General features: G+C 60.2%; 18 protein-coding genes and 1 pseudogene. 7 read left to right on the forward strand and 12 right to left on the reverse strand.

Going from position 1 to position 24,388, the window contains the following annotated elements:
* Nucleotides 1–138: 138 nt before the first annotated feature.
* Nucleotides 139–921 (forward strand): N-acyl homoserine lactonase family protein, encoded by a 783-nt coding sequence (locus tag RX329_RS31895; protein ID WP_201263210.1) that lies wholly within the window; start codon nucleotides 139–141, stop codon nucleotides 919–921.
* A gap of 323 nt (nucleotides 922–1,244) precedes the next feature.
* Here RX329_RS31895 and RX329_RS31900 read toward each other — a convergent pair whose 3' ends face one another.
* Complete coding sequence (locus tag RX329_RS31900; protein ID WP_085385906.1) at nucleotides 1,245–1,700, reverse strand: VOC family protein; 456 nt, start codon at nucleotides 1,698–1,700, stop codon at nucleotides 1,245–1,247.
* Nucleotides 1,701–2,201: 501 nt separating this feature from the next.
* Between RX329_RS31900 and RX329_RS31905 the strand changes: the two genes are divergently transcribed.
* From RX329_RS31905 to RX329_RS42065, 6 genes and pseudogenes are all read left to right on the forward strand, one after another.
* Nucleotides 2,202–7,718, forward strand: coding sequence for an AAA family ATPase (locus RX329_RS31905; protein ID WP_085359267.1), 5,517 nt, complete (start codon nucleotides 2,202–2,204; stop codon nucleotides 7,716–7,718).
* A gap of 22 nt (nucleotides 7,719–7,740) precedes the next feature.
* Nucleotides 7,741–8,589, forward strand: coding sequence for an ABC transporter ATP-binding protein (locus RX329_RS31910; protein ID WP_240543248.1), 849 nt, complete (start codon nucleotides 7,741–7,743; stop codon nucleotides 8,587–8,589).
* A gap of 287 nt (nucleotides 8,590–8,876) precedes the next feature.
* A pseudogene (locus RX329_RS31915) lies at nucleotides 8,877–9,385 on the forward strand (ABC transporter permease).
* A gap of 72 nt (nucleotides 9,386–9,457) precedes the next feature.
* The gene (locus tag RX329_RS31920; protein ID WP_085359271.1) at nucleotides 9,458–10,495 is read left to right on the forward strand and encodes an ABC transporter substrate-binding protein; all 1,038 of its coding nucleotides are present in this window, start codon (nucleotides 9,458–9,460) and stop codon (nucleotides 10,493–10,495) included.
* Nucleotides 10,496–10,865: 370 nt separating this feature from the next.
* Entirely contained in the window at nucleotides 10,866–12,566 is a 1,701-nt protein-coding gene (locus RX329_RS31925) for an MASE4 domain-containing protein (protein WP_085359273.1), read from the forward strand.
* Nucleotides 12,567–13,559: 993 nt separating this feature from the next.
* Complete coding sequence (locus tag RX329_RS42065; RefSeq protein WP_085359275.1) at nucleotides 13,560–13,772, forward strand: DUF3551 domain-containing protein; 213 nt, start codon at nucleotides 13,560–13,562, stop codon at nucleotides 13,770–13,772.
* A 20-nt stretch (nucleotides 13,773–13,792) separates the two neighbouring features.
* Here the strand turns inward: RX329_RS42065 and RX329_RS31930 are convergent, their stop codons facing one another.
* From RX329_RS31930 to RX329_RS31980, 11 genes are all read right to left on the reverse strand, one after another.
* Nucleotides 13,793–14,008 carry a hypothetical protein gene (locus tag RX329_RS31930; protein ID WP_085359277.1) on the reverse strand — a complete coding sequence of 72 codons (216 nt, stop codon included), beginning with the start codon at nucleotides 14,006–14,008 and terminating at the stop codon, nucleotides 13,793–13,795.
* Nucleotides 14,009–14,260: 252 nt separating this feature from the next.
* The gene (locus RX329_RS31935; RefSeq protein WP_085359278.1) at nucleotides 14,261–14,869 is read right to left on the reverse strand and encodes a molecular chaperone; all 609 of its coding nucleotides are present in this window, start codon (nucleotides 14,867–14,869) and stop codon (nucleotides 14,261–14,263) included.
* Nucleotides 14,870–14,916: 47 nt separating this feature from the next.
* Nucleotides 14,917–15,549 (reverse strand): DUF3306 domain-containing protein, encoded by a 633-nt coding sequence (locus RX329_RS31940; protein ID WP_085359280.1) that lies wholly within the window; start codon nucleotides 15,547–15,549, stop codon nucleotides 14,917–14,919.
* The gene (locus RX329_RS31945; protein WP_085359282.1) at nucleotides 15,546–16,049 is read right to left on the reverse strand and encodes a DUF3305 domain-containing protein; all 504 of its coding nucleotides are present in this window, start codon (nucleotides 16,047–16,049) and stop codon (nucleotides 15,546–15,548) included. Before RX329_RS31945 ends, RX329_RS31940 begins: the two co-directional genes overlap by 4 nt.
* Nucleotides 16,046–17,053 carry a DUF6352 family protein gene (locus RX329_RS31950; RefSeq protein WP_085359283.1) on the reverse strand — a complete coding sequence of 336 codons (1,008 nt, stop codon included), beginning with the start codon at nucleotides 17,051–17,053 and terminating at the stop codon, nucleotides 16,046–16,048. The genes RX329_RS31945 and RX329_RS31950 overlap by 4 nt, the downstream gene beginning before the upstream one ends.
* Nucleotides 17,050–17,583, reverse strand: coding sequence for a DUF6505 family protein (locus tag RX329_RS31955; protein ID WP_085359285.1), 534 nt, complete (start codon nucleotides 17,581–17,583; stop codon nucleotides 17,050–17,052). Before RX329_RS31955 ends, RX329_RS31950 begins: the two co-directional genes overlap by 4 nt.
* Nucleotides 17,580–19,310, reverse strand: coding sequence for a 4Fe-4S binding protein (locus RX329_RS31960; RefSeq protein WP_240543247.1), 1,731 nt, complete (start codon nucleotides 19,308–19,310; stop codon nucleotides 17,580–17,582). Before RX329_RS31960 ends, RX329_RS31955 begins: the two co-directional genes overlap by 4 nt.
* A gap of 107 nt (nucleotides 19,311–19,417) precedes the next feature.
* Nucleotides 19,418–20,416: a formate dehydrogenase subunit gamma gene (locus RX329_RS31965; protein ID WP_085351002.1), complete on the reverse strand. Its 999-nt coding sequence runs from the start codon at nucleotides 20,414–20,416 to the stop codon at nucleotides 19,418–19,420.
* A 43-nt stretch (nucleotides 20,417–20,459) separates the two neighbouring features.
* Complete coding sequence (gene fdh3B, locus RX329_RS31970; RefSeq protein WP_085351001.1) at nucleotides 20,460–21,062, reverse strand: formate dehydrogenase FDH3 subunit beta; 603 nt, start codon at nucleotides 21,060–21,062, stop codon at nucleotides 20,460–20,462.
* A gap of 12 nt (nucleotides 21,063–21,074) precedes the next feature.
* The gene (locus RX329_RS31975; RefSeq protein ID WP_410706119.1) at nucleotides 21,075–24,020 is read right to left on the reverse strand and encodes a formate dehydrogenase subunit alpha; all 2,946 of its coding nucleotides are present in this window, start codon (nucleotides 24,018–24,020) and stop codon (nucleotides 21,075–21,077) included.
* A gap of 11 nt (nucleotides 24,021–24,031) precedes the next feature.
* Nucleotides 24,032–24,241: a formate dehydrogenase gene (locus RX329_RS31980; RefSeq protein WP_143273265.1), complete on the reverse strand. Its 210-nt coding sequence runs from the start codon at nucleotides 24,239–24,241 to the stop codon at nucleotides 24,032–24,034.
* Nucleotides 24,242–24,388: the final 147 nt, after the last annotated feature.

Raw genomic sequence — 24,388 nt, forward strand, 5'->3', positions numbered from 1 at the left:
TTCCGAGCGGAGGATGATTGATGTTCAAGCGGACAAGAATAGCCATCATGTCAATCCTGATCGTGTCCTCATTCCCAACCGGTCGCGCGTCGGCTGGGGCCGCCGAGGAGAATCTGCCCGACCGGACGACGGCCGGTTTTGTCGAGAAACTTTATCGAGTGGACTGCGGCCACTCTCTTTGCCAACGACGAGTCGGTGTGGACCCCGGGCGAGAACGCAGGAAAGAGCATTGAGTTCTCGTCAACTTGCTGGCTGATAGAACACAAAAATCAATGGGTGCTTTGGGATACGGGTGTTCCTCAATCGACCCTGAACGACCCCAAGGGCTGGTCGACCCTTCCTAGATTGATCGTCTACCACCTCGACAAGACGATAACAGGTCAGCTTGCAGACCTCGGACTTAAGATAAACGACATCACCTATGTTGTGCTGTCCCATACGCATGGCGACCACATCGGCAACGTTGGCCTATTTCCCAATTCAAAAATTGTGATGCAGCGAGCCGAGCACAAGTGGATCTACTCTCCAGACGGCGCGAACAACAATGTGAATCAGTTGAAGGCCCTCGCGCGGAAGCTCATGGGCAAGCCAAAAGACCTGCAGTTGGTCGACGGCGATACAGACCTGCTCGGTGATGGCAGTATTACGCTGGTCTCGACACCGGGACACACGCCAGGAAGCCAGTCCCTGTTGGTTCACCTGAAGAATTCGGGTTTTATCCTTTTGTCCGGCGATGTTGTTCATCTCGCGGACAATTTCGAGAGAAAAATCGTGCCGTCCCTGAACACGGACAATGCGGCGTCAATCGCCTCAATGGACAAGGTCCGGAGAATGATGGCGACGTACCACGCCAAGCTGTTCATCAATCATGATAAGGCACAGACCGACATGCTGAAACTGCTGCCGGCATTTTATGATTGAGAGCGTCAACCTCTCGCAAAGGAATGACTGCCAGTTGCCCATTGAGGGTTGGCCCGAGCAATCGTAGTAACAGGCCAAGAGTTCTCTGAGCCAAGCGAGGATGCGGCGGAAGTTGTTGCCGACGGCTGAAAGGATGACGTTGGGGGCGTCGCCGGCACGGCGACGGCGCCGCCGATTCCACGAATGCGGTCATAAATGGAAGCGGCGCGAGCTTTGACTTCATCATAGCTCGCCAGGTTGAACCCCTCGATCATCCCCTGAATGTCTCGCTCGGTAAAGAGCGGCTGAATGGCTTGAAAGCTTCAACCCATATGGGAGCGCAGTCAGCCGTAAGCAACGCCCGGATTGCTTTGCCCAACTTCTATAATGTAGCTATCCGGATCCCGGATGTAGCATCGCATCTCGCCGTATTTCGGCTTCGGCTCCGTGATAAACTCGGCCCCTCGACTTCGCCAAAGTTCATAGCACGCCTGAATATCTGCAACTCGGATATTCATAAAACTGCTGACTGAATCGGGATCGGCCGGGACGCTGAGCGTTACAGACGGTTTGTCAGGTGTCGGACCGCCCCCAGGGTTAACAAGTAGCCACGTGTTCGCGATCCGGATGTACCCCGGCGCGCCCCTGCTATTGCCTCTGCTCAGAATGACACCTCCAAAGACCATTTCGTAAAATCGCAGCGATCGCTCGACATCGGCGACGGTGAGAAAGTGCGCAACGGTAAACCCATTCTGCGGCGGCATCACATAGCTGTTCTGCCCGACTTGTACCTGGTTCATAGACGATCTCCAGTTCAAGCGCTTATCGTCGCTCCTGGGTTTTTCGCCAATCCAGCACAGGTTTTACCGTCACGCACCTTGGTATGATTCCCCCCTCCGCGCCCTGGTAACAATGGAAACTCGGCCGTGCTCTGGAAGAAATGGACGAAGGCCGGTTCGCGGTTGCGCTCGAAGAAAGCATGAGGTTGGCACCTTTCGCAGCTGAGCAGATCCGCAAGACGTCGGGTAACGGACATTGTCAAAAGATTCCGATCAATCTCACGTTGATGAGTAGACCGCCTGGCGAAGCTTGGCCGTCCTGGGACTGCATCCTCTTCGCCGCCGTCAATAGCAATTCGTTGGGGCCTTCACGGGATCGCTGTTGGCGGCTCAGCACCCCTAAGCATGTTCCTTTATGACAATGCGCGGGTTCCAAGAGCGCGCGCAACCGTGTTAATGGTGGGGTCACCGAGGTGCGGGGCAAAGAAGCGTCGGCCAGCCGGCTCAATGGCGAGGATTACGATGGAGCTGTCTACTCGATTCAGCGCGAGCGGACTGGGCGGCCTTCAGGTGTTGTCGGTGGACGGTGGAATCGCCTTCTGCAGAGGATGGCGTGCCACCACAGAAGGCAGGCGCAATGGCGTGCTCGTCATGCTTCCGGCCTCGGAGCAAGCGACACCTGCCGCCCTCGATCGCCTTGCCAACGAATACTCCTTCAAGGATGAGTTGGACCGCTCGTGGGCGGTCCGACCGCTCGAACTTGAGCGAGACCGCGGTCAGACCGTTCTGGTGCTCGAGGATCCCGGCGGCGAGCTGCTCGGGCCGCACGACACGCCCATGGAGATGGGACGTTTCCTGCGCCTCGCCGTTGGCATTGCCGTGGCCATTGGAAAGTTGCACCAGCGCGGCCTGATCCACAAGGACATCAAGCCTGCCAATATTCTAGTGGACGCGTCGAGTGATGAGATACGGCTCACCGGCTTCGGAATCACATCACGCCTTCCGCGAGAACGGCAAGCGGCGTCACCGCCCGAGTCCATCGCCGGCACGCTCGCCTATATGGCACCGGAACAGACCGGCCGAATGAACCGGTCGATCGATTCCAGAAGCGACCTCTACTCCCTCGGCGTTACCTTCTACCAGACGTTAACGGGCGCACTGCCGTTCAGCGCTCATGACCCCCTGGAATGGGTCCATTGCCACATCGCCAGAACGCCGGTGCCGCCCCAGCAGCGGCTGGAGACCATCCCGGCGCAGGTCTCCCAGCTTATCATGAAGCTGCTCGCCAAGACCGCCGAGGAGCGCTACCAGACCGCCGCCGGCCTCCAGCACGACCTTCGACGGTGCCACGCCGAATGGGGGGCTCACGGCCGCATCGACCCATTTCCGCTCGCGGCGCACGATTTTACGAATCGGCTGCTGATCCCTGAAAAACTATACGGACGCGATCAAGAGGTCGCTGCCCTGCTCGGCGCATTCGAACGTGTTGTATCGACCGGAATGCCGGAATTGGTTCTCATCTCCGGATATTCCGGCATCGGCAAATCCTCGGTGGTGTATGAGCTCCACAAGGTCCTGGTGCCGCCGCGCGGCCTGCTCGCAATCGGCAAGTTCGATCAGTACATGCGCGACATCCCTTACGCCACGCTGGCGCAGGCCTTTCAAAGTCTTGTCCGGCAGATCCTGAGCAAGACCGAGACAGAGCTGCAGGGGTGGCGGGATGCCCTTCGCGAGGCACTGGCCCCGAACGGGCTCCTGATCGTGGACCTCATCCCCGAGCTGGAACTCGTTATCGGCAAACAACCGCCGGTCTCCGATCTGCCACCGCAGGATTCGCAGCGCCGATTTCAGACGGTGCTGCGGCGGTTCATTGGCGTCTTTGCTCGCCCGGAGCATCCGCTGGCGCTCTTCCTCGACGACCTGCAATGGCTCGATGCCGCCACGCTCGACCTGCTCGAAGATCTCCTGACGCAATCGGATATCAGGCACTTGCTGCTGATCGGCGCCTATCGAGCTAACGAGGTCGACGCCGAACACCCGCTCTCGCGCACGCTGGTTGCGATCCGTCGAGCCGGTGCGAGAGTACAAGATATCGTATTGACGCCTTTGACGCATGAATATCTCGGACACTTGCTCTCGGATTCCCTGCGCTGCGAGACAGAGCGCGCCCGCCCCCTCGTGCAGCTGGTGCACGAGAAGACCGCGGGCAATCCATTTTTTGCTATTCAGTTTCTCTCCGCGCTCGCGGATGAGGCGCTACTGGTCTTCGATCACGCAGATGCGCGATGGTCCTGGAATCTCGATAACATCCACGCCAAGCGCTACACCGACAACGTGGTTGATCTCATGGTCGGCAAACTCGGTCGCTTGCCGGCGGAAACCCGGACGGCACTTTGCCAGCTTTCCTGCGTCGGCTCCGGTGCGATGTCGACCCTGCTTGGAACGGTCTGCGAGATATCGCAGGAAGATCTTCATGAAAGACTGTGGGAGGCCGTTCGAGCCGGAGTGGTGCTCCATTCGGACGACTTCTATGCGTTCCAACATGATCGCATTCAGGAGGCGGCCTATTCGCTCATCCCCGAGGACGCGCGCGCCGAAGCGCACCTGCGGATCGGCCGGCTGCTGATGGCGAATACGCCGCCCGACAAGCGCGAAGAGATCATTTTCGAGATTGTAAGCCAGTTCAACCGAAGTACGTCGTTGATCGTCTCGCAAGACGAACGGGAGCAGTTGGCACAGCTCAATCTGACTGCGGGCAAACGCGCCAAGAACGCAGCGGCCTATTCATCGGCGCTGACCCACCTTGCCGGCGGCCGCGCGCTGCTGGCCGACGACTGCTGGACGCTGCTGTACCGCCTTTCCTTCGAGCTCGAGTTTCACCGCGCCGAATGCGAGTTCCTGACCAACGATCTGGACAGCGCGGAAAAGCGGCTGTCGATGTTGGCGAGCCGCACCGAAAACCTCCTCGATCTGGCCGCCGTCACCTCCCTGCGGCTGGAGGTTTACATCATGCTCGCTCAGTCGGAGCGCTTCATTGAAGCCGGCCTCGACTATCTTCGGCGGGTCGGTATCGATTGGTCGCCTCATCCCACAGATGAAGACCTGCAGCAGGAGTACGGGCGGCTACGGCAACGGCTTGGAACCCGCGCGATCGAGGACCTGATCGACCTGCCTCTGATGAACGACGCCGGCACGCTTGCGACGATGAATGTGCTGTCTAAGCTCTTGCCGTCCGGTAACTACACCGACCCCAATCTCAATGGTATGCTGCTCGCGCGGATGGTGAATCTCAGCCTGGAGTATGGCAACTGCCATGAATCCTGCGTCAGCTATGCCACGTTGGCCCTGGCCACTGACTTCGGCGACCACTCAACGGCGCAGCGCTTTGCCCAGCTCAGCATCGATCTGGTGGAAAAGCGGGGGCTGGATGCCTTCAAGGCCCGCGTTTATCTTCGGGTCGGCGGAGCGATCAGCCCCTTGATGCAGGGCGCCCGATTTGGCCGGCCACTCATCCTGCAAGCTTGGCATGAAACGGATAAGATCGGCGACGTCCTCTATGGCAGCCATTGCCGGTCTTACGCCCTCAAGTGCTCAATCGCCTCCGGCGAGCCGCTTGCCGAAGTGGAACGGGAGGCCGCGGAAGGTCTCGACTTCGCGCAGAAGACTGGCTCGGGCTTTGTCTTTGCCATCATTCTCAACAAATTCTACCTGGCCAGAAGACTCAGGGGCCTGTCCCCCGGTCTCAGACTGTTCGATAACACGGAGGTCAACGAACACGAATACGAGAAGTACCTCGAAGCAAACCCAAATCTGACGAATCCTGGATACCAGTATTGGACCCGGAAATTACAGGCATGCGTATTTGCCGAAGATTATTTATCCGCGCTGGATGCGGCGGTTAAGGGGCAGGCCCAGATCCAGGGACCATCACTGGTCGACCGCGCCGAGTACCACCTTTATGCCGCCCTGGCGCTGGCGGGGTCTGGCGGGGGCATTGATGACGATCTTCAACTCGACGGGCAGACGACGCGTTTGGACGCCTTGAAGGCGCACCACCGACAACTCCAGATCTGGGCCGAGCAGTGCCCCGAGAATTTCGAGAATCGCGCCGCGCTGATCGGCGCGGAACTTGCCCGCCTGGAAAATCGAGACATTGATGCCGGGCGTCTGTACGAGCAGGCCATCCGCTCGGCCCGCGCCAGCGGCTTTGTCCACAATGAGGCGCTTGCCTGCGAGATTGCCGCACGCTTCTACGCCGCGCGCGACTTCGATGACATCGCGCACATGTATCTCGCGCGCGCCCGCGACGGCTATTTGCGCTGGGGCGCCGAGGGCAAAGTGCGGCAACTCGAGGCCCGCTATCCGCAACTGGTGAGGACCGATCCACGCGCCGGAAAGACAGAGGCGACGTCGCCCGATCAACATCTAGACGTCGCCGCGGTCGTCAAGGCGTCACAGGCGCTGTCGGGCGAAATGCTGCTGCCCCGTTTAATCGAGCGGCTCATGACGATTGCCCTGCAAAGTGCCGGCGCCGATCGTGGCTTGCTGATCCTGCCACACCAGAGTGATTACCGCATCGAGGCCGAGGCGCGGGCGGATGGTGAGCAAATCGTCCTGCAGTACGGCGCCGCTGCCGGTTCGGCAGTCCCCGAAGCCATCATCCGCTACGTAATGAGGACGCAAGAGAGCGTGATCATGGACGACGCGACCAGACCGAATCTCTTCTCCGCTGATCCATACTTCGGTCTTCGGCGACAACGATCGATCCTTTGCCTTCCACTCGTTCGCCAGGGCGCGCTGGTCGGATTGCTTTACCTGGAGAACGCACTGGCGTCGCACGTCTTCACACCGGATCGAGCGAGGCTGCTTGAGCTTTTGGGCTCGCAGGCCGCAATCTCGCTGGAGAACACCCGTCTCTACGGCGATCTCCAGGAACGTGAAGCGAAAGTGCGACGCCTCGTCGATTCCAATATCATCGGGATATGCATCTTCGATCTAGACCGCCGCATCGTGGAGGCCAACGATGCCTTCCTCGCCATCGTGGGCTATGCCCGCGATGATGTCATTTCGGGACGCCTGAACTTCACCGCCTTGACACCCCTCGAATGGTCCGGAGCCGAGGAACGGCTGTTCGCGGAGCTGGTTTCTGCCGGAACCTTGAAGCCGAGCGAGAAGGATTTCATTCGCAAAGACGGCAGCCGTGTGCCCGTGCTTTTTGGCGGGGCGATCTTCGGCGAACTCCGGCAACAGGGCGTTGCCTTCGTCCTCGACCTGAGCGAGCGAAAGCGCGCCGAGGCAGAGCTGGCGCATGCGAACCGCATAGCGACGATGGGTCAACTCTCGGCCTCCATCGCCCACGAAGTCAACCAACCCATCGCCGCGCTGCTCACGAATGCCGAAACCGCCGTGCGCTGGCTCACCGGTCGGCCGCCAAATCTGGAAAAGGCTAGGCCGTTGATTGACCGCATTATCGCCGACGGCAAGCGGGCCGCCGATATTGTGAGCCGGATTCGCGATTTCTCCAAAAAGGCGCCCGCCCGGAAGGAAGCATTGGAAATCAACGAAGCCATTTTGGAGATTGTAGGACTGGCCCGTGTCCCGATGTCCGACGTTGGTGTCCTGGCCAGGATGCAACTGGCAGAGGGTCTGCCGAATATATTTGGTGACAGGGTTCAATTGCAACAGGTGGTCCTGAACCTGGTCATGAACGCCATCGAAGCGATCAGCGAGGTTGGCGAGAGACCGCGCGAGTTGTTGATTACCACGAGCAAGGCCGAGCCGGACGGTGTTCTCGTCGCAGTAAGCGATTCCGGTAATGGCCTGCCTGACGCCGATCCCGAGCGTGTTTTTGAAGCGTTTTATACGACCAAGTCCGATGGCCTCGGCATGGGCCTGTCGATCTGCCGCTCGATCGTCCAGGCGCATGGCGGGCGGTTATGGGCGAAGCCGAACGAACCTCACGGCGCCGTGTTTTGCATGATGCTGCCGGTCGGGGATTCCAACCTTGACGGCATCCGCTTTGCCGGCCTTAAAGTGTAAGCGTCTTCAGGAGCTCGACCGCTTGGCGGATTTTACCCGAAAGATCGCATCGCTTGAGACGGCCGCGCCAATTCCCGACAACATCGCCGTGAGTTTGGACGGGGTGGGTCACTGGTTCGACGGGCCGTCGGGCCGGACGCAAACACTAAGCGACGTCAACATCCAGATCCAGACGGGCGAGTTCTTCACCGTGCTTGGCCCTTCCGGCTGTGGCAAGACCACATTGTTGAACATCGTCGGCGGCTTCATCGAAGCCAAGGTCGGCGACGTCGCGATTTTCGGCAAGCCCGTTTCCGGTCCGGGTCCGGATCGCGGTGTCATTTTCCAGAGTTATGCGTTGTTTCGCTGGTTAAGCGTGTTGAAGAACGTCGAATTCGCCCTTCACCATCGTAAGCTTCCAAAGGCTAAGCGCGCGGACGTGGCGCTTCAATATCTCAATCTGGTCGGTTTGCAGGACTTTCGGCATCATTATCCCTATCAATTGTCCGGCGGGATGAAGCAGCGAGTGGCGATTGCGCGGGCGCTCGCGGCGGATCCCAAGATCCTGCTCATGGACGAGCCGTTCGCGGCACTGGATTCCCAGATGCGCGAGCTACTTCAGGAAGAGCTACTCGAAATCTGGCAACGCACGAGAAAAACCGTGTTCTTCATCACGCATAGCGTCGATGAAGCGGTCTTCCTGTCGACTCGTATTTGCGTAATGTCGGCGAATCCGGGACGGACCAAGGCGCTCCTGACCAACGATTTGCCCCAACCCCGCGCGGATTATCGCGCACGGACGACGGCTGCATTCCAAGAAAACAAGGAACGTATTCTCGGCTTGATCCGGGATGAGGTGCACCCAAACAGGACATGGGGGCGACTTCCATGATGCGCGCACGCTTCAAGCAGATCGCCACGGCCTTGGAAATCCGACCGGCCCTCGTCGGAACGCTGTCTACATTGTTGCTTCTGATCATCTGGTCGACTTGGGCGAGCGAAGCGGAAGGCATGCACTCCAGCTTCGTCGGGCCTCTGGAGCTGCTGCGCCGACTCTATCTGCTCGCGACGCAGGGCTATGGAGGTACTTCGCTATGGGTCCATATCGGGGCCAGCCTTTTCCGAACCGGCGCAGGCTTCATAGCCGGCGCGATCGTCGGCATCTGCGTCGGAATGGCGATGGGCTACAGCTCGATCATCTCGAGCGCGCTGGCGCCATTCTTTTCTTTCATACGGCCTATTCCCCCGATTGCCTACATTCCGCTCGTCATCCTATGGTTCGGAATCGGCGAATTCTCTAAGATCGTCCTGATTTTTCTGGCATCCTTCCTGTACGTCGCACTCAACACCGCCGCCGGCGTGCGCGCCGTCCCGCAGGAACTGATCCGGGTCGCACGCTCGCTCGGCACCAGTAATTTTCGCTGCTCTATGCGGTCATTCTTCCCGAGGCACTCCCCTACGTAATGCTTGGCTTGAAAGTCGCTCTGGCCCTAAGCTGGGCAGTGGTTGTCGCCGCCGAACTGGTGGCCGCGCAGGCCGGGCTCGGTTACCTTATTATGGATGCGGGAACCTTCTTCCGCATTCCCGACCTGTATGTCGGAATTCTCCTCATCGGGCTGATCGGTCTGATGCTGGAGCGCGGCTTGACTTTGTTCGAACGTCGCTTCGTCCATTGGAGCGGCAAATAAACGGGCGCCGATGAATTTGTCGGCGGCGCAAGGTGAATTTCAGGCGGTGCTTGTCTGATAAGGCGGAGCAAAATGATGAAACGACTTCTATCTACTGCATGTTTCGTGATTTTTTGTGCTTTCGTTGGCCTGATAAATGCCGCCAAAGCCGAAACGAACGAGATTCGGATCGGGTGGCAGCCAGCCGCCTTCTTCGAATTCTTCTATGCTCAGCAGGAAAAACTGTTCGAGAAGGCGGGCCTCAAACCGACCTTTGTGAAGTTCACCACAGGCCCTCCCATGCTCGCGGCGATGAAGGCCGGCGACATCGATGTCACCTTTGGAGGAATGCCTCCATTCATCGCCGGTGTCGCCGAAGGAATGGATATTTCGGTCTTTTGCTTTCTCGAGGTGGGGAACACCTCGCTCATCATGCAGTCCTCCGAAGACATCACTTCGGCCAATCAGTTGGTAGGAAAGAAGATTGCCACGATTTTCGGCACCTCCGCGCACTGGACTTTGATGAAGTATCTGGCCGCCGAGCGGATTCCGCTAAAGGACGTATCGATCGTGAACATGGGCATATCTAGCCTGATGCCCGCCTTCACCAACAAGGATGTCGATGGCGTCTCCATCTATGAGCCCTGGGGCTTCAAGTTGATGAGTATCGGCGGGGAACCGTTCGGACCTTTCATTGGCGCAAGCGGTTACGAGCAGGCGGCGATCTATTGGGGACGCCGTGAATGGATGGCGAATAATCCGCAAACCGTGAAGATGTTCCTTGCGGCGCTCGACCACAGTGCGAGAGCGATCAACGCGAATCCGGAGGTTGGTGCCGAAGCCCTTGCTCGTTACGCCGGCATGGATACCGCCGATGCGCTGAAAGTTCTGACCCTCCACAAGCACGTTCTCGTCAAGGACATGCGCGAGGCGCTTGAGGGCTCATCTCTTGCGTTCAAACCGAAGCCTGGCGAGACATATTCCGGCCTGGTCAGGCTGATCAAGGACATGGCCGATTTCCTGTACCACAACGGTAATATCACGCACGAACTCGGTTATGACGAAATCACGAAGGCCACCGCACCGGAATATATGGAAGCCTACGTTTCTTCGCGATCGTCCGCGAAGTGATCTTGGCTGTGCGGCAAGTGGAACCGCAAACTCCGCGAAGAAGCGGATGTCGTGCCGCTCGCCTGCCGGGGCTGGGATGGTCACTATCGATTGCTGCGGCTCATACATTGGTATGATCTAGCGTCTACCAAGGTTCGGTCGCAAAGCATATGACGCATCTCTAGGATCGAAGAAGGACGATCGGGAGATCGTCGCAATCGGTTCTTCCTCAGCGGGCTCAATTGCGGCGGGCGAGAGCGGGGTTCTCCATCCGGAGGACTATGTGAGATTACGTCGATACGCCACCGGGGTGAATCGTAGTGCCGCCGGCCGGTGATTGCTGGGTCGGCGAGCGGGTCATGAAATCGACAATGCGCGTCCTGGTGAAGCAATGAGCATTTCTGTGGACGACGACGGCGCCTTCCTGTCGCGGGCCGCAGTAGGATCTCGCGAGTTGCGTTTTTGCCTTGCGCTAACAGCGATTTCGGCCGCCGTTTTTGTTGTCTGCATTCCCTATGTGCGCGCGCCCATGCAGCCCTCGCCTGCTTTCGTTGCTGTATATAACGCCGTATCCACCCTCAATGATCTCACGACCGCCATCATTCTCTTTGGCCAGTTCAACATCCTGCGCTCACGCGCATTGCTGCTGTTGGCGAGCGGGTATCTTTTTGCCTCACTGATGAGTGCCGTTCAACTTATGGCATTTCCCGGTATGTTTTCGGATACCGGTCTGCTCGGCGCGGGACCGCAAACAGCGTTATGGCTCTGTGTATTCTGGCACGGCGGTTTCCCGCTCATCGTGATCCTCTACGCCCTGCTTCAAGACAGTAGCCATGGGATTGCCGCTCCGCCGCGTATCTCGATTGCGAGGGCAGTGACCGCAGTCGTCGGCGTCGTGTTCGCATGCTGGTTCGCTGCGACGTGGGGCACCGAAAATGCGCACCTGCTGCCACCGATGCTGGATACAACCGGTTTTACGCCCTGGCAAAGGATCGTCAATCTCGCCGACATCGTACTAGTCCTGGGCGCCTTCGTCTTGCTGGCGGCGCGCCCTCGACGCAACCTGCTGAATCTATGGCTTATGGTCGTGATGGGCTATTGGTTCTGCGACATCACCCTGAGCTCGTACCTGAACGGCGGTCGCTATGACCTGGGTTTTTACGCGGGACGAATCTACGGCGCACTGGCGGCAAGTTTCGTGCTCACCGTACTTGTTCTGGAACACTCGCGTTTGTATCGCGGTCTCGCAATCGCCGCGAATCGCCTGAAAGAGCGCGCCACGGAGCTATTGCGGGCGAATGAAACGCTGCAGAGCGAAATTGCCTATCGTAAGCAGGCGGAAGAACGGTTGCGCCAGGCGCAAGCGGATTTGGCACGTGTCAGCCGGATCACCGCCATGGGAGAGCTGACGTCGTCTCTGGCGCATGAAGTGAATCATCCGATTGGCGCCATCATGATAAATGCCGAGACTTGCATGCGCTGGCTTTCGCATGAAGTGCCGAATATCGAGAGGGCCCGCGCGATCGCAAGCATGATCGTAAAGGACGGAACACGCGCTTCAGAGACGGTCGCCCGTATGCAGCAACTCTTCGACAACGGCGCGCCGTTGCGCGAGTTGGTTGAGGTGAACGATGTCATTCGGGAGATGGTCATCCTGCTGCACGGCGAGGCTGCACGATATGCGGTGTCGATCCGTACCGAGCTCATGGACGATCTTTCCCCGGTCTCGGGAGACCGCACGCAGTTAATGCAGGTTCTGATGAATCTCATGATCAACGGCATGGAGGCCATGAGCGATGCGGACGGAACCCGAGAACTCGTCATAAAGTCCGAGCAGGTGGAAGGCGGACACGTCGCGGTGTCCGTCAGCGATACCGGCGTTGGTCTGCCGCCGCTGCTGACGACTCAGATTTTCAATGCCTTTGTCACCACCAAAACCCGCAGCGTTGGCATCGGTCTGTCAATAAGCCGCACCATCGTTGAAGGGCATGGAGGCCGCTTGTGGGCCACCAACGATCGATCGCGTGGCGCGGATTTTCACCTTACCCTCCCTATCGGAGGCGACGCCGCGCTTGCCGATCGTTGCGCGTGACGCAAATCCCCGGGTGCTCGCGCTGAGCATTTCGGCGAAATGGGCGCGTCACCCCGTCAAGTGTCTCAGCATCGCGTCCAGGCTGAACGGTCCGATGCCATTGGCCACAACCATGGCCAGCAGCACGATATACGGGACCTCCGGGAGATAGAGAGCGTCGTCTGTCATGTCGGCCTTGTCGATTGCGGTTAACGCTCTAACCCGGCGCATACCGGCGGTGCAGGCTGCGATAAGACAGATCACAGCGACGCCTAGCGCTGCAAGGGCTCAGCAGGCCAAACGCGACCCCGAGGCCGCCTGCGAATTCAAGCCCGGGAACAACCCACTGCATCAGCGAAACAAACGGGATGTTGCAGTCCCGCAGTGTCGCCACGAGGGCGGCGCGGCGTTCGGCATTCGTAAGTTTGTGGTAGCCCCAAACACAAAGAACACGCCAGTCACGACGCGTCCGGCCAGGTAGGGCAAGGCAAAGCCGCCGATGCCATCCAGGACCAACCGTGAAATCGTGTCCAACATCAAACAAAATCCGCTCGCGTCACGTCACCGCGACTTTTGGCTCCCGGCAACCGTAATACTGCGAGCTATTTGCGTACGCGGCCATACCACACTCGGAGAACTCCGATCACATTAAGGTATGATCGGTCAGCGGTTGTGGCCGCACGAATTGAATGCACAAGTTAGCAGAAGATCGGAGCGAGATCAGGCGCCTTCCCGCTCTCGATCGCAACCACATCGCGCTTGCGCGAGATCGGCGCGGGGCCGGTACCTTGCCTGGGAAGAGCAGCCACCAATCATATGAGCGTGTTATGCGCTTGCATCTTTCTGACCATCGATTTCGCGATCGTGTTCCCCCATCTACCAAAAGGTGGCAGGGATTATTTCGGGAAAATGACCACGAAGATGATTCGCTAATTGACAGTGGTATCGGCCACCGCTCTTTCAGCACTTGCACTGGCCAACGTGTGAGATTCTGCGGCATACGCCGGGCCGGCGGTGCCCGCGGGGCACTATTGCATGACGTTCGATACACGTGGCTCGGATTGCGGCTTCACAAGCTACGAGCAGTGCCTGGCGACCGCATCAGGCATTGACGCGGAATGTTATGGCAAGACCGCTCGCGACGACAGCGATGGTCGAAATCTATGGCGTCGCAGCAATGCCTGGCGCAGCCGCGTTGATGCAGGGACTGGCTTAGTTGCACGCTGATCGCGAGTCAGCCAGGGCGTTCAATACTTTCCCTGGGCGGTATAGACCAGGGCTTGATCGTCGATCTCCTGCACGGGGAGCTTGTGTACTTCGGCCGTGACATGTAGTTCCTGCAAGGACGGCATGGCGGCGGTTCCGGACGCCAGCTCGACGGAGGTCGATGGCCAACGTGTCATCATGACCCCGGCAGCAAGCAATGCGACCACGGCGATGGCAGCGATAGTCAGGCGCATCATGGTGGCCCTCCGTTTTCGCAGTCCCTAGATAGGTCTGCGGTGCTGGCAAATGGTTCAGGGGAGAGGCGTCGATCAGCGACGCCTCTTTTGCGGGCACAAGGTCAGCGTCTCACGCTGCCTTCCGCGAAAGCGGCGGATGACGATTGCTGTACCGAGGCGTTGAGAACCGCGGCGGAACCGACGGCTATGGCGGTGGCGACTAGGCAGGCCACGATGAACGAGCGCATGATGTTTTCCCCTGTTGCCCTGCCATCAGGCAGGAAGTGAATAGGCGGCGGTCTCGATCTCCACGAACGCACGGCCCAGTGAACCGACACTTGCGTAGAAGGCGGCCGGGTGCGCGCCCTCCAGATCGGCAAAAAAGCGCCGGGCCCATGTTGCCAGGTGCTTTGCGAAGAAATCACGATCGCAGCCGTCCGGACCGGTGATGGCGCCGCCGACCAGGCCCGCCATCGTCTCGCAAAGGGTTGCAATGTGATCCTCGGGTTCGGACGGGTTCACCCGCTCGATACCGAGAAGCTGGAAAGCCTCGCGCAATTCCACCAGCGGCCCACCGTACAGCGAGCCGGTGAGATATTGGGACGCGTAAGGCAGGATCTGGCCCCGACCCAGTCCTACGAACACGTCGAAATATTCGCGCGCAGCGCCCGCTTCGCTGGATCGGCGCGCAGCCTCGGCGAGCGCCGCATGCGCCGTGCCGAGCGGCGTGGCGTCGCCCTGCAGCGCCGACAGGCGGCCGAGCAGTTCGCGACTGGGCCCTCGGGCCAGCAAGTTCGCCAGCAATGCGTATTCGCGGGCACGAGCGCGATCCAGTTCATCGACGACATGTCTGTCAGAAGCGCGCGCAGTGCGCTCCCGCATCGTTCGCTCCTTGTCTGTTACCGGTACTGCGGCCAATCTGGAACTCCCTATCGCGGCAATGCGCCGCCATGTGTTCGGCGCTTCGGCGGCGCGCCACCTTCCAGTTCTGCAACGGGTTGCTCGACCGCCGCGCCCTCGTCAGCAGTTTCACTCAAAGCGGCCGGCGGGTCAGGCAGATCTGGCGCTGCGATTTCCGTGACAATTCCGGCTTCCGCCGGCGCTTCCAACGCCGTCGCCAACTCGGCCATGGCGGTGACCGGGTCGGCGGGCTGACCAAACGCCTGCGCGAGAAGCGCCGGTACGTCATCGGATTCGAACAGCGGACCAAAGCCCGATATGGCCGTTCGATCGTTGAAGTCCCATTGGTTTTCCGCAATGCCGACGAAATCGCGAATGGCCGGATCGCTGATCCAGGCCCGGCGCAACGCCGCGCGGGTCAGTTCAGCCGGCACCTGGCTTTTCAGAAAGGCACGAATGTCGGTATCGATGGTGATGGTGTCGACCGATGGCAACTCCACCGGATCGACCGGCCCCTCACCCGATCCCGTTTCAGGCTCCGTATTCTCCGGTCCGGCTGAACCAGCCAAGGTGTCGTCCTGCCCGGTGTCTGCCTGCCGCTTGGAAACGGCCTCGTGTTTCAACCTCGACCATCGTGAGAGCGAGCTTTCTGGCACGGTCATGTCCCGTTCCCCTGCCCGTCCTTTTGGCGATCGAATTCAGCGGGCTGGCGCCGGCGCTTGATGAAGGGCCGCTCAACGTGATGTGTGGCGATGAATTGACCGACGATCGCCAGAATGTCCTGCGGCATTGGCACCGCCTCGACGAGGTTGTTGCCCGCGTCCGTGGAAGCCTCCCCCTGCGCCGGATCGGCTGTCACCGCCAGCAGCTCGTACGGCCGGTCGGATCCGGTCGGGCCGAGCACCACCCACAGTTTCGGCGTCCCGCATGCGAGATTATCGCGGTAATAGGCCGTCTCAGTTCGGTGAAGTTCGATCAGGGCCTCACCCGCGTAGAACAGCATGCTTTCCGCCTGCACATCGAGCGCCGTCCACGGTTCAGCCGAAGGTGTCCCGGCGAACACCGAAACCGGCCGCCAGAGAAACTCAGCCCAAACACTCTTCGCCCGGCGCCGTTCGACGACGACACCCACCGGAACGCTTTCAAGTGTCGTCGATCTCAATTCGCGGCCTCCTCACAACGGATTGGCAAGCCGGTCACCAGATTTTGCGGCTTCAACCGCAGCTCTTCGTCGGCCGTCATGGCTGCCAGCAAGTATACCGGCTCCCCCCTGACCTTCTCGATCACATCCGACGGATCGCGGAAATCCAGCCGGTACAGGCCGACCAGGCGCGCTCGCAGCCCGCTGTCCACGTCATTTCCGTTCCAGATCGCGTCGCCGATCCGCGTCGCGTCGGCACTCAACCCGACATACCACGACAGCGGTTCGTCGCGCAGTTCCGCCACCGGTTCGACCGCGACGTTGACCGCGAGCAAATGCGATATCCAGCGCGCGATTACATCGCCCAACGCGGCCGATCCACGTTGCCCGACCGTCAGGTCAAGCCCGACGTCGAACCGGTCGCTGCGCTCCCAGTAACTGCTGGCGGTGGCATCGCTGAGCACGTCGGCCTTGACGGCTGCCGGCAATCCCAGCAAGGCAAACAGCGGCGACTGGTGCCGCCGATCGACACTCGCCTCCTCGTCCCAGGCGATGATCGAGTTGCCTTCCACTGCCAGCTTCTGCGTACGAAAGAACATCTCGGCAGCGCGCAGAACAAGGGCGTCGTCGCAATCGTTCAGCGCATTGCGTAGAATGACCTGTATCAACTGCCCTATAAAAACCTGCGGCAGCCTGATATTTCGTCGCATGATATCCAGGTAGGCCGATTCAAGGGTGCGATGCCTCACCAGATGATCGCGCCAGGCAATCATCACCTCCCAGTTCTCGCGCGCATCCGGGTCCGCAATCGCAGCAATCTGCGACGAGGTCACCGCCTGCCGCGGATTGTGCAGCAAGATGTCGTAGAGCGACCGTTCAGCCAGGCAGGCTTCGGGTGGCGGCACCAGTTCGGCGCGTGCCAGATACACCTTCAAGAATTCGTCCGTGACCACCAGCCTTTTCGTGGCGTCGCGATCGAGCAGGTGATGGCCGCAACCGAGCCAGAAATCGTGCTTCGCGCTCAAGGTCGTCCTCCTTTCCGGAGCGTTGCAAGATCGAGATGCTCGTCCGCATCCTGCTCGCCGACGATCTCCACGAAACTGAAGGCCCGCGACGGCGATTGCGCGGCGGGACGTAGCGAGCGGAATGCCTCGTGGATCGAGCCGCCCTCGAGGCTCCGCGTCACGGCGACGATGACGCCATCAGGATGATCGCAGAGCGAGGCCGCAAAGGCGACCTCTTCCCTCGCCGCCTCGCCTGCGGAGGCCAGATCAGGCGCACCAAACTTCCGGACCAGTTGCGCGGCGAGCAATTCAACGACATCGGCATGGTCCTGCTCGGTCGCGTCGACGATCTGAACCAGGGTGGAGCGACCGAGCGAGCCAATTCCCAAAAACCCGGCACGAAACGCCGTCCGGATTTTGCCCCGCAGCGCCGGAATGTCTCGGTTGAGAAAGGCGAACGCGCCCGAAACCGCCCATTCACCCGGGACCGCAGCCCGGTCGAAGACAAACGAATCGGAGGCGTCGAGTTGAATGGTGCGCAGCAGCTTCACGGACGCGGCCCCCGCTTGCCGGCGAGATCGCCTTCCTGCAGATAATCGTCGGTGGTTCGGAGCGCACGATCCGGCGCGCCATAGGGATCGAAATGTCCCTCCGAGACGACGGCAACTCGGCAGTCCTCGCACATCTTGATGAGGTCGGTGCGGCGCGACGAAGCCGTATACATCCAGTGCCTGCCCTCGAGTTTAGCCACGACACGATCGATGGTGCTCTTCACTCCGAACGGCTTGCCGCACTGGATGCAGCAAAATGGCTCCTCCTGCTTCAGCACACGGGCAGGCGCTGTCGCAGCGCCGAAATCGATCTGGGGCTTCAAGGTGATGACCTGTTCCGGACAGGTCACCTGGCAGAGCCCGCATTGCACGCAGGCGTCCTCGACAAAGCGCAACATCGGCCGCTCCGGGTCATCCCGCAGCGCGTCGGTCGGACATGCCGACACGCAGGACAGGCAAAGCGTGCAGTTACGCGTGTCGACTTCGACCGCCCCGAATGGCGCCCCCTTTGGCAGCGCGACTATGTCGACGGGTTCGTGCGCCGCTCGATGGAGTTCGCGCAGGGCGAACCGCAACACTTCGCGCTTGCCGCCAGTGGGTCGAAAGCTTGCCGGCCGCGGCGCGGACGGCATGCATGGAATCTTTCGCAAGGCGACACCGGCGACATCCGGATCGTCGGTCTCGAGCATTGCAAGACGGGGGCCGGCGAAGCCCAGCCCTTGCAGGATCGGTTCGGCCAGCGCGACAGTCTGCCTCAAGCCAGCGACATCGTGACGGAGCCTGCCTCGCAGAAGGAAGCGGATAGCCGATGCGCCATATGCAAAGCCGGCTACGATGCCTTCCAGCCCAACCTGGGTGGTCTCGTTGACGGCGAACGGCAGCACATGCGCAGGCAGTCCATCGCCGAACTGTGCCAGGGCGTCGAGCATGGGGCTGCCGTGCGCCTCATCATGGAACAGGACCACCGGATGCCTGCCTCCGGCCGCGTGATAGGTGAGCAACATCGTGCGGAGCTTTCGCACCAACACATCCGGCGGCAGCATCGCGTAGGATGCGGCACCTGTCGGACAAACTGCGGCGCATTGCCCGCATCCGGCGCAGATGTTCGGATCGATCGCGACGTGATCGCCTGCCGGCTGGATGGCACCCGCCGGACAAAGATCAAGGCAACGGCTGCAGCCGACGATATTCGAACGCGAATGCGCGCATAGCGATGCATCGAAGCCGACGTATCGGGGTTTCTCGAACGCACCTGTGAGGTCTCGCGCCTTGAGCACGGCCTCCAGCACCGCGGATCGATTGCCGGGATCGACGCGCAGATAGCCGTCACGAAGATCGGCTGCCGAAAATAGCGGCGATCCGCCGGAAAGGTCCAGAATGATATCGCAACGGGATTGGGCGCCGTTGCGCGACGGTCCATACCGCAAGCCACCGCGCAATGTTGGCTCAGGCGAGGCAAAATCATCGATGACTAGCGCAAAAGCGCCGAAATGGCCTCCGGCAACCGCGATCTTTCCTTTCACCACGGGAAAGTCGGTCGCCCCGAGCCCGGCAACCAAGCCGGACGGCAGGATCAGGACGGTGACGTCGAGATGCTGCTCGAGCATTTGACCGGCTTCGATCGCGATTTCGTCCCGGCCGTACACCAGGATCGTGCCGGAGCTTTCGACTCGCACGAACGGCACGTCCGGCGTCGGAACCGCAGCCGCCGCCCGCAACGCCAGCATCCCCGCCCCTACATCGCCTTCCGGAATCGCTTGAGACCCGTCCTGCATTTTACAGAGTTGCCTTTCCGGCGATGATGTCCGCGAAAATGAACCACGGCGGCGCCGACCTATTCCGCCGGTGCGGAGTACCCGGCCTTGCCCTTCTCCAACTGTTCGGCCAGCCAGACGTCGTGATGTTCCTTCGCCCAGTTCGAATCCACTTCGCCGGTGCCCATTGCCTCGAACGCCCCCTCCATTCCGAGCGTGCCGATATAGATGTGGCCAAGGATCAAGGCGATGAACAGCACTGCGACGACGGCATGCGTCACGTGCGCAAGTTGCATCTCGGCAACGGTGGTTTCGTAGAACGGAAACAGCAGCAGAAAGCCCGATATGGAAACCGCAAGGCCCGCTGCCAGTGAAAGCCAGTAGACCGCCTTCTCGCCCGGATTGAAGCGGCCGGCGGGAGCATGCTTCGACTTGATGAACCCGCCCCCTTGCTTGAGCCATTCGATATCGACCTTCGCGGGCAGATTGTCCCTGAAAAAGATCCCGACGATCAGAACGAGGCCGGCTACAAACGAGAAGCTGGTGAAATTATGGGCATACTTGGCAGCTTGTGAGATCTCCGAGAAAGCCTCGGGGCCGACCACGGGTAACAACACGATCTTTCCGAAGGTGATGTTGAGCCCGGTGAGGCCGAGGACGACAAAGGACACCGCTGTCAGCCAGTGCGAGAATCTCTCAAACGCCCGAAATCGGGTGACAGTACGTCCGGACCGCCCCGCCGAAATCCGGAGCCGGCCCATGATGAGATAGGCGGCGGCCAGCAGCACGATGGTGCCGAGGATCACGACCGCAGCACCCCAGTGCAGCAGCACTTCGTGGAAATAGTCCCAGGTCCGTCCCGCCGGCTGGATCAGCACGCTGGCCTTCCGGTCCGGAATGTCGATCCGCCCCTCGATGCGCGGCGCCAGCATCAGCAGATCGCGTTGAGGCGTAACGCTCGCCGTCGGGTTCGGCGCCCCATCCGGGCCGAGCTTCTGCGCAAATGCCGGAACCGCAACCGTTCCGCAAAGCAGCAGCGTCGCAATTATCAGCAGACGAATACGACCGAGGCCTATCATAGCGACATTACTCCAGGTGATTTCGTTCACCCTGCGTTTTCCGTCAGATCTCGATATCTCCGTGATAGGCGGTCATCCAGCCCCAGGCGCCGGAGCCATAACCACGTTTGAGGACGCGCTCCTTGTAGATCTGGGCAATGATGTCGCCGTCGCCTGCGAGCAGCGACTTGGTCGAACACATCTCGGCGCACAACGGCAGCTTGCCTTCACCGAAGCGATTGGAGCCGTATTTTTCGAACTCGGCGGCGCTGCCGGGCGCTTCCGTCCCGCCACCGCCCGCGCAATAGGTGCACTTGTCCATCTTTCCGCGAGAACCGAAATTGCCGACTTTGGGATACTGCGGCGCGCCGAATGGGCAGGCATAGAAGCAATAGCCGCAACCGATGCACAGGTCCTTGGAGTGCAGTACAATACCGTCCTCGGTCGGATAGATGCAGCTGACCGGGCATACCGCGGCACAGGGCGCGTCGGTACAATGCATGCACGCCATCGATACCGACCGTTCGCCCGGCTTGCCATCGTTGATGGTCACGACGCGTCGGCGATTGATGCCCCAGGGCACCTCGTTCTCGTTCTTGCAGGCGGTGACGCAGGCGTTGCAATCGATGCAGCGGTCGGCATCGCAAAGGAATTTCATCCGCGCCATGGCTCTGCTCCCTTACGCCGCCCTGATCTGACAGAGCGTCGCTTTCGTTTCCTGCATGCCAGTCGCCGGATCGTATCCGTAGGTCATGATCGTATTCACGCTCTCGCCGAGTACGAAGGGATCGGCCCCTGGGGGATATTTGGCGCGCAGATCGTTGCCCTCGAACCAACCGGCAAAGTGAAACGGCATCCACGTGACCCCCTTGCCAACCCGCTCGGTCACGACCGCTTTCATGCGCGCTCTCGAACTGTTCTCGGCGCCGGTCACCCAAACCCATCCGCCATCCTTGATTCCGCGCGGACCGGCATCCGCCGGATTGATTTCGACAAACATCTCCTGCTTCAGCTCGGCAAGCCACTTGTTCGAGCGCGTCTCCTCGCCGCCGCCTTCATATTCAACCAGACGGCCTGAGCTGAGGATCAGGGGAAACTCTTTGGCGATTCCGCGGTCGACCGCAGCCTTCTGAACCGTGAAGCCGATATTCGGCACGCGAAACTGTCGCGCATCCGGCAAGGTCGGATAGTCCGCTACGAGCTCCGGCCGCGGCGTATAAATCGGCTCGCGGTGCACAGGAACCGGATCGGGCAAATTCCAGGCGATCATGCGCGCCTTGGCATTGCCGTAAGGCGAACAGCCATGCTCGATCGCGACCCGCTGAATGCCGCCGGAAAGATCGAGCGACCAGGACACCGCGTCGGGATTGGTGGAATTAACCCAATTAATGGTCTCCATTTCTGCCGCCGTGAGATCCTTATCCCATCCCAGCTTCTTCAGCACCGCGAGCGTAAATTCCGGATACCCGTCCTTGATCTCCGAACCGACGGAATACGAGCCCTCGGCCAGCAGGTTGTCGTGTTCTTCCCTCTCGCTCTCCTGACCGTTCTCCCTCACCTTGCGCTTGACGACGCGCTCCACCCCAAAACGCGCGCGGAACGTCCCGCCGCCTTCCTTGATCGACAAATTGGTATTGTAGAGGATCGGCGTCCCTGGGTGCTTGAACTCGGGCGTACCCCAGCACGGCCATGGCAGACCGTAGTAATCGCCGCCCACTTCCGGGTCGTCTTTCGGCGCCCGCATGGTGACGAGGTCGAACTTTTCTTGGTTCCTCATGTGGGCCTTGAGCCGCTCCGGCGATTGACCGCAATAGCCGGTCGACCAGCCGCCGCGGTTGATCTCGCGGAGAATGTCTTCGGCCGACACCACTCCGTTCTCGACCTTGATGTTCTTGAACATCTGGTCGGCAAACCCGAACTTGCGCGCCAGCATGTACATCGTGTCGTAGTCGTTCTTCGATTCAAAGACCGGTTCCACGACCTTCTCGCCCCATTGCAGCGAGCGGTTTGAGGCGGTACGCGAACCATCCATCTCGAAGCTGGTGCACGCCGGCAGCAGGTAGATGCCGTCCTTTCGCTCCGAAAGCACCGACCAAGCCGTCGGATACGGATCGCACACCACCAGCAATTCGAGCTTTTCGATTCCCCGCTTGGCCTCCGGCATGCGGGTGATGGTGTTGACGCCGTGACCCATGATGAACATCGCCTGCACGCTATCCGGCTGCGTCACCTGAGCCTTCGGAAGCAACGTCGCGTCAAACCAGCGCGTGCTCGGAATCCCCGGTCCTTCCATCAGGGCCTTGCTGGAGAACCGCGATGCCATCCAGCCGTAGTCCACCTCCCAAACCCGGCACCAGTGCTGCCAGGCATCCTGGGTCAAGCCGTAATAGAGCGGCAACGACGTCACATCGAGGCCGAGATCGGTGGCGCCCTGCACGTTGGTATGGCCGCGAAAAATGTTGGCCCCGCCTCCGGCATGACCGACATTGCCGGTCGCCAGCAACAAAATGCAGCTGGCACGGACATTCGCGGTGCCGGTCGTGAACTGGGTTTGTCCCATTGCCCAGATCAGCGTCGCTGGCTTCTGTTTGGCAAACGTTTCGGCGACGTGTCTGACCTGCGCTTCCGGCAAACCCGTGACGCGCTCCACCTCCGCCGGAGTCCACTTCGCCACCTGCTTGCGGACTTCATCAACGCCATAAACCCGCTGGCTCAGGAATTCCTTGTCTTCCCAACCATTCTCAAAAATGTGCCAGAGCATGCCGTAGATCGTCGCGATGTGCGTACCGGGGCGCACCCGAACGTATTCGGTGGCGTGCGCGGCGGTGCGCGTCATGCGCGGGTCGATGACGATCATATTGGCGCGGTTCAGCTCCTTGCCCTCGAGGATATGTTGGAGCGAAACCGGGTGCGCTTCGGCGGGATTTCCACCCATGATCAAGATCGTCTTCGAATTGCGGATATCGTTGTAGCTGTTGGTCATCGCGCCATACCCCCAGGTATTGGCAACGCCGGTGACCGTGGTGGAGTGGCAAATCCGTGCCTGGTGGTCCGAGTTGTTGGTGCCCCAGAACGCCGCAAGCTTTCGGTTAAGATAGGCCGCTTCGTTGGTGAACTTGGCCGAGCCAAGCCAGTACACCGAATCCGCTCCGGACCTCGCGCGAATCTCGAGAAGCTTGTCGCCAATCTCGTCGACCGCTTGTTCCCAAGACAGCCGAACCCATTTGCCGTCAACAAGCCTCATGGGATACCGCAACCGGCGCTGGCTCAGAACGTCGTCGCGCACCGCAGCGCCCTTGCAGCAATGAGATCCACGATTGATCGGACTGTCGTAGTCCGGCTCCTGCCCGATCCATACGCCGTTCGAGACTTTTGCAATCACCGAACAACCCACCGAACAATGCGTGCAGATATTCTTGCGCGTCGTAACTTTGGCGCCGGCTGGAGCCGGCGGACCGGCTTCCGCCTTGCGGATGCCGCCAAGCGGCAGTTCGCCCAGCACCGCCAGCGCACCGACGGCAACACCAGATTTGGTAAGGAAACTACGACGATCCACTTTGCCGGGCTGTGGAGCGGCCGATGTGGATCCCTGATTTCGACCATGCCCTGATTTTCTGAAAAGCACGACTACTTCTCCTATCGGGCCGGATAATTGTTGACACGATAGTAGGTCTGCACCTCGGGCGAGTTCGGCTGGTAGCGGGCCTTCCGCTTGCTGGCGCCGCCGGTAGGCTGAGCCGCGGCAGTCTCAGAGGCAGCGGTTCCGCTGGCAGCGATTGCGGCGCCTGCGGCCGCCGCCCGAAAGAAATCGCGGCGGCGCATTTTCGCCAGGAGAAAGCTCTTCATCGAGGCTCCTTTCCCGCGTGATGGAAGGCAAAATCACACATAAGTTCATCCCGCTTCCGCGCAGTGACCATATTGAGCCACAAAGGCGACTTCAAACTCATCGAACTCAAACCAAATCGAAATTGGGCTACCGACCTCGTCCATCAC

Source organism: Bradyrhizobium sp. BWC-3-1 (assembly GCF_032917965.1).
GTDB classification, from domain to species: domain Bacteria; phylum Pseudomonadota; class Alphaproteobacteria; order Rhizobiales; family Xanthobacteraceae; genus Bradyrhizobium; species Bradyrhizobium canariense_D.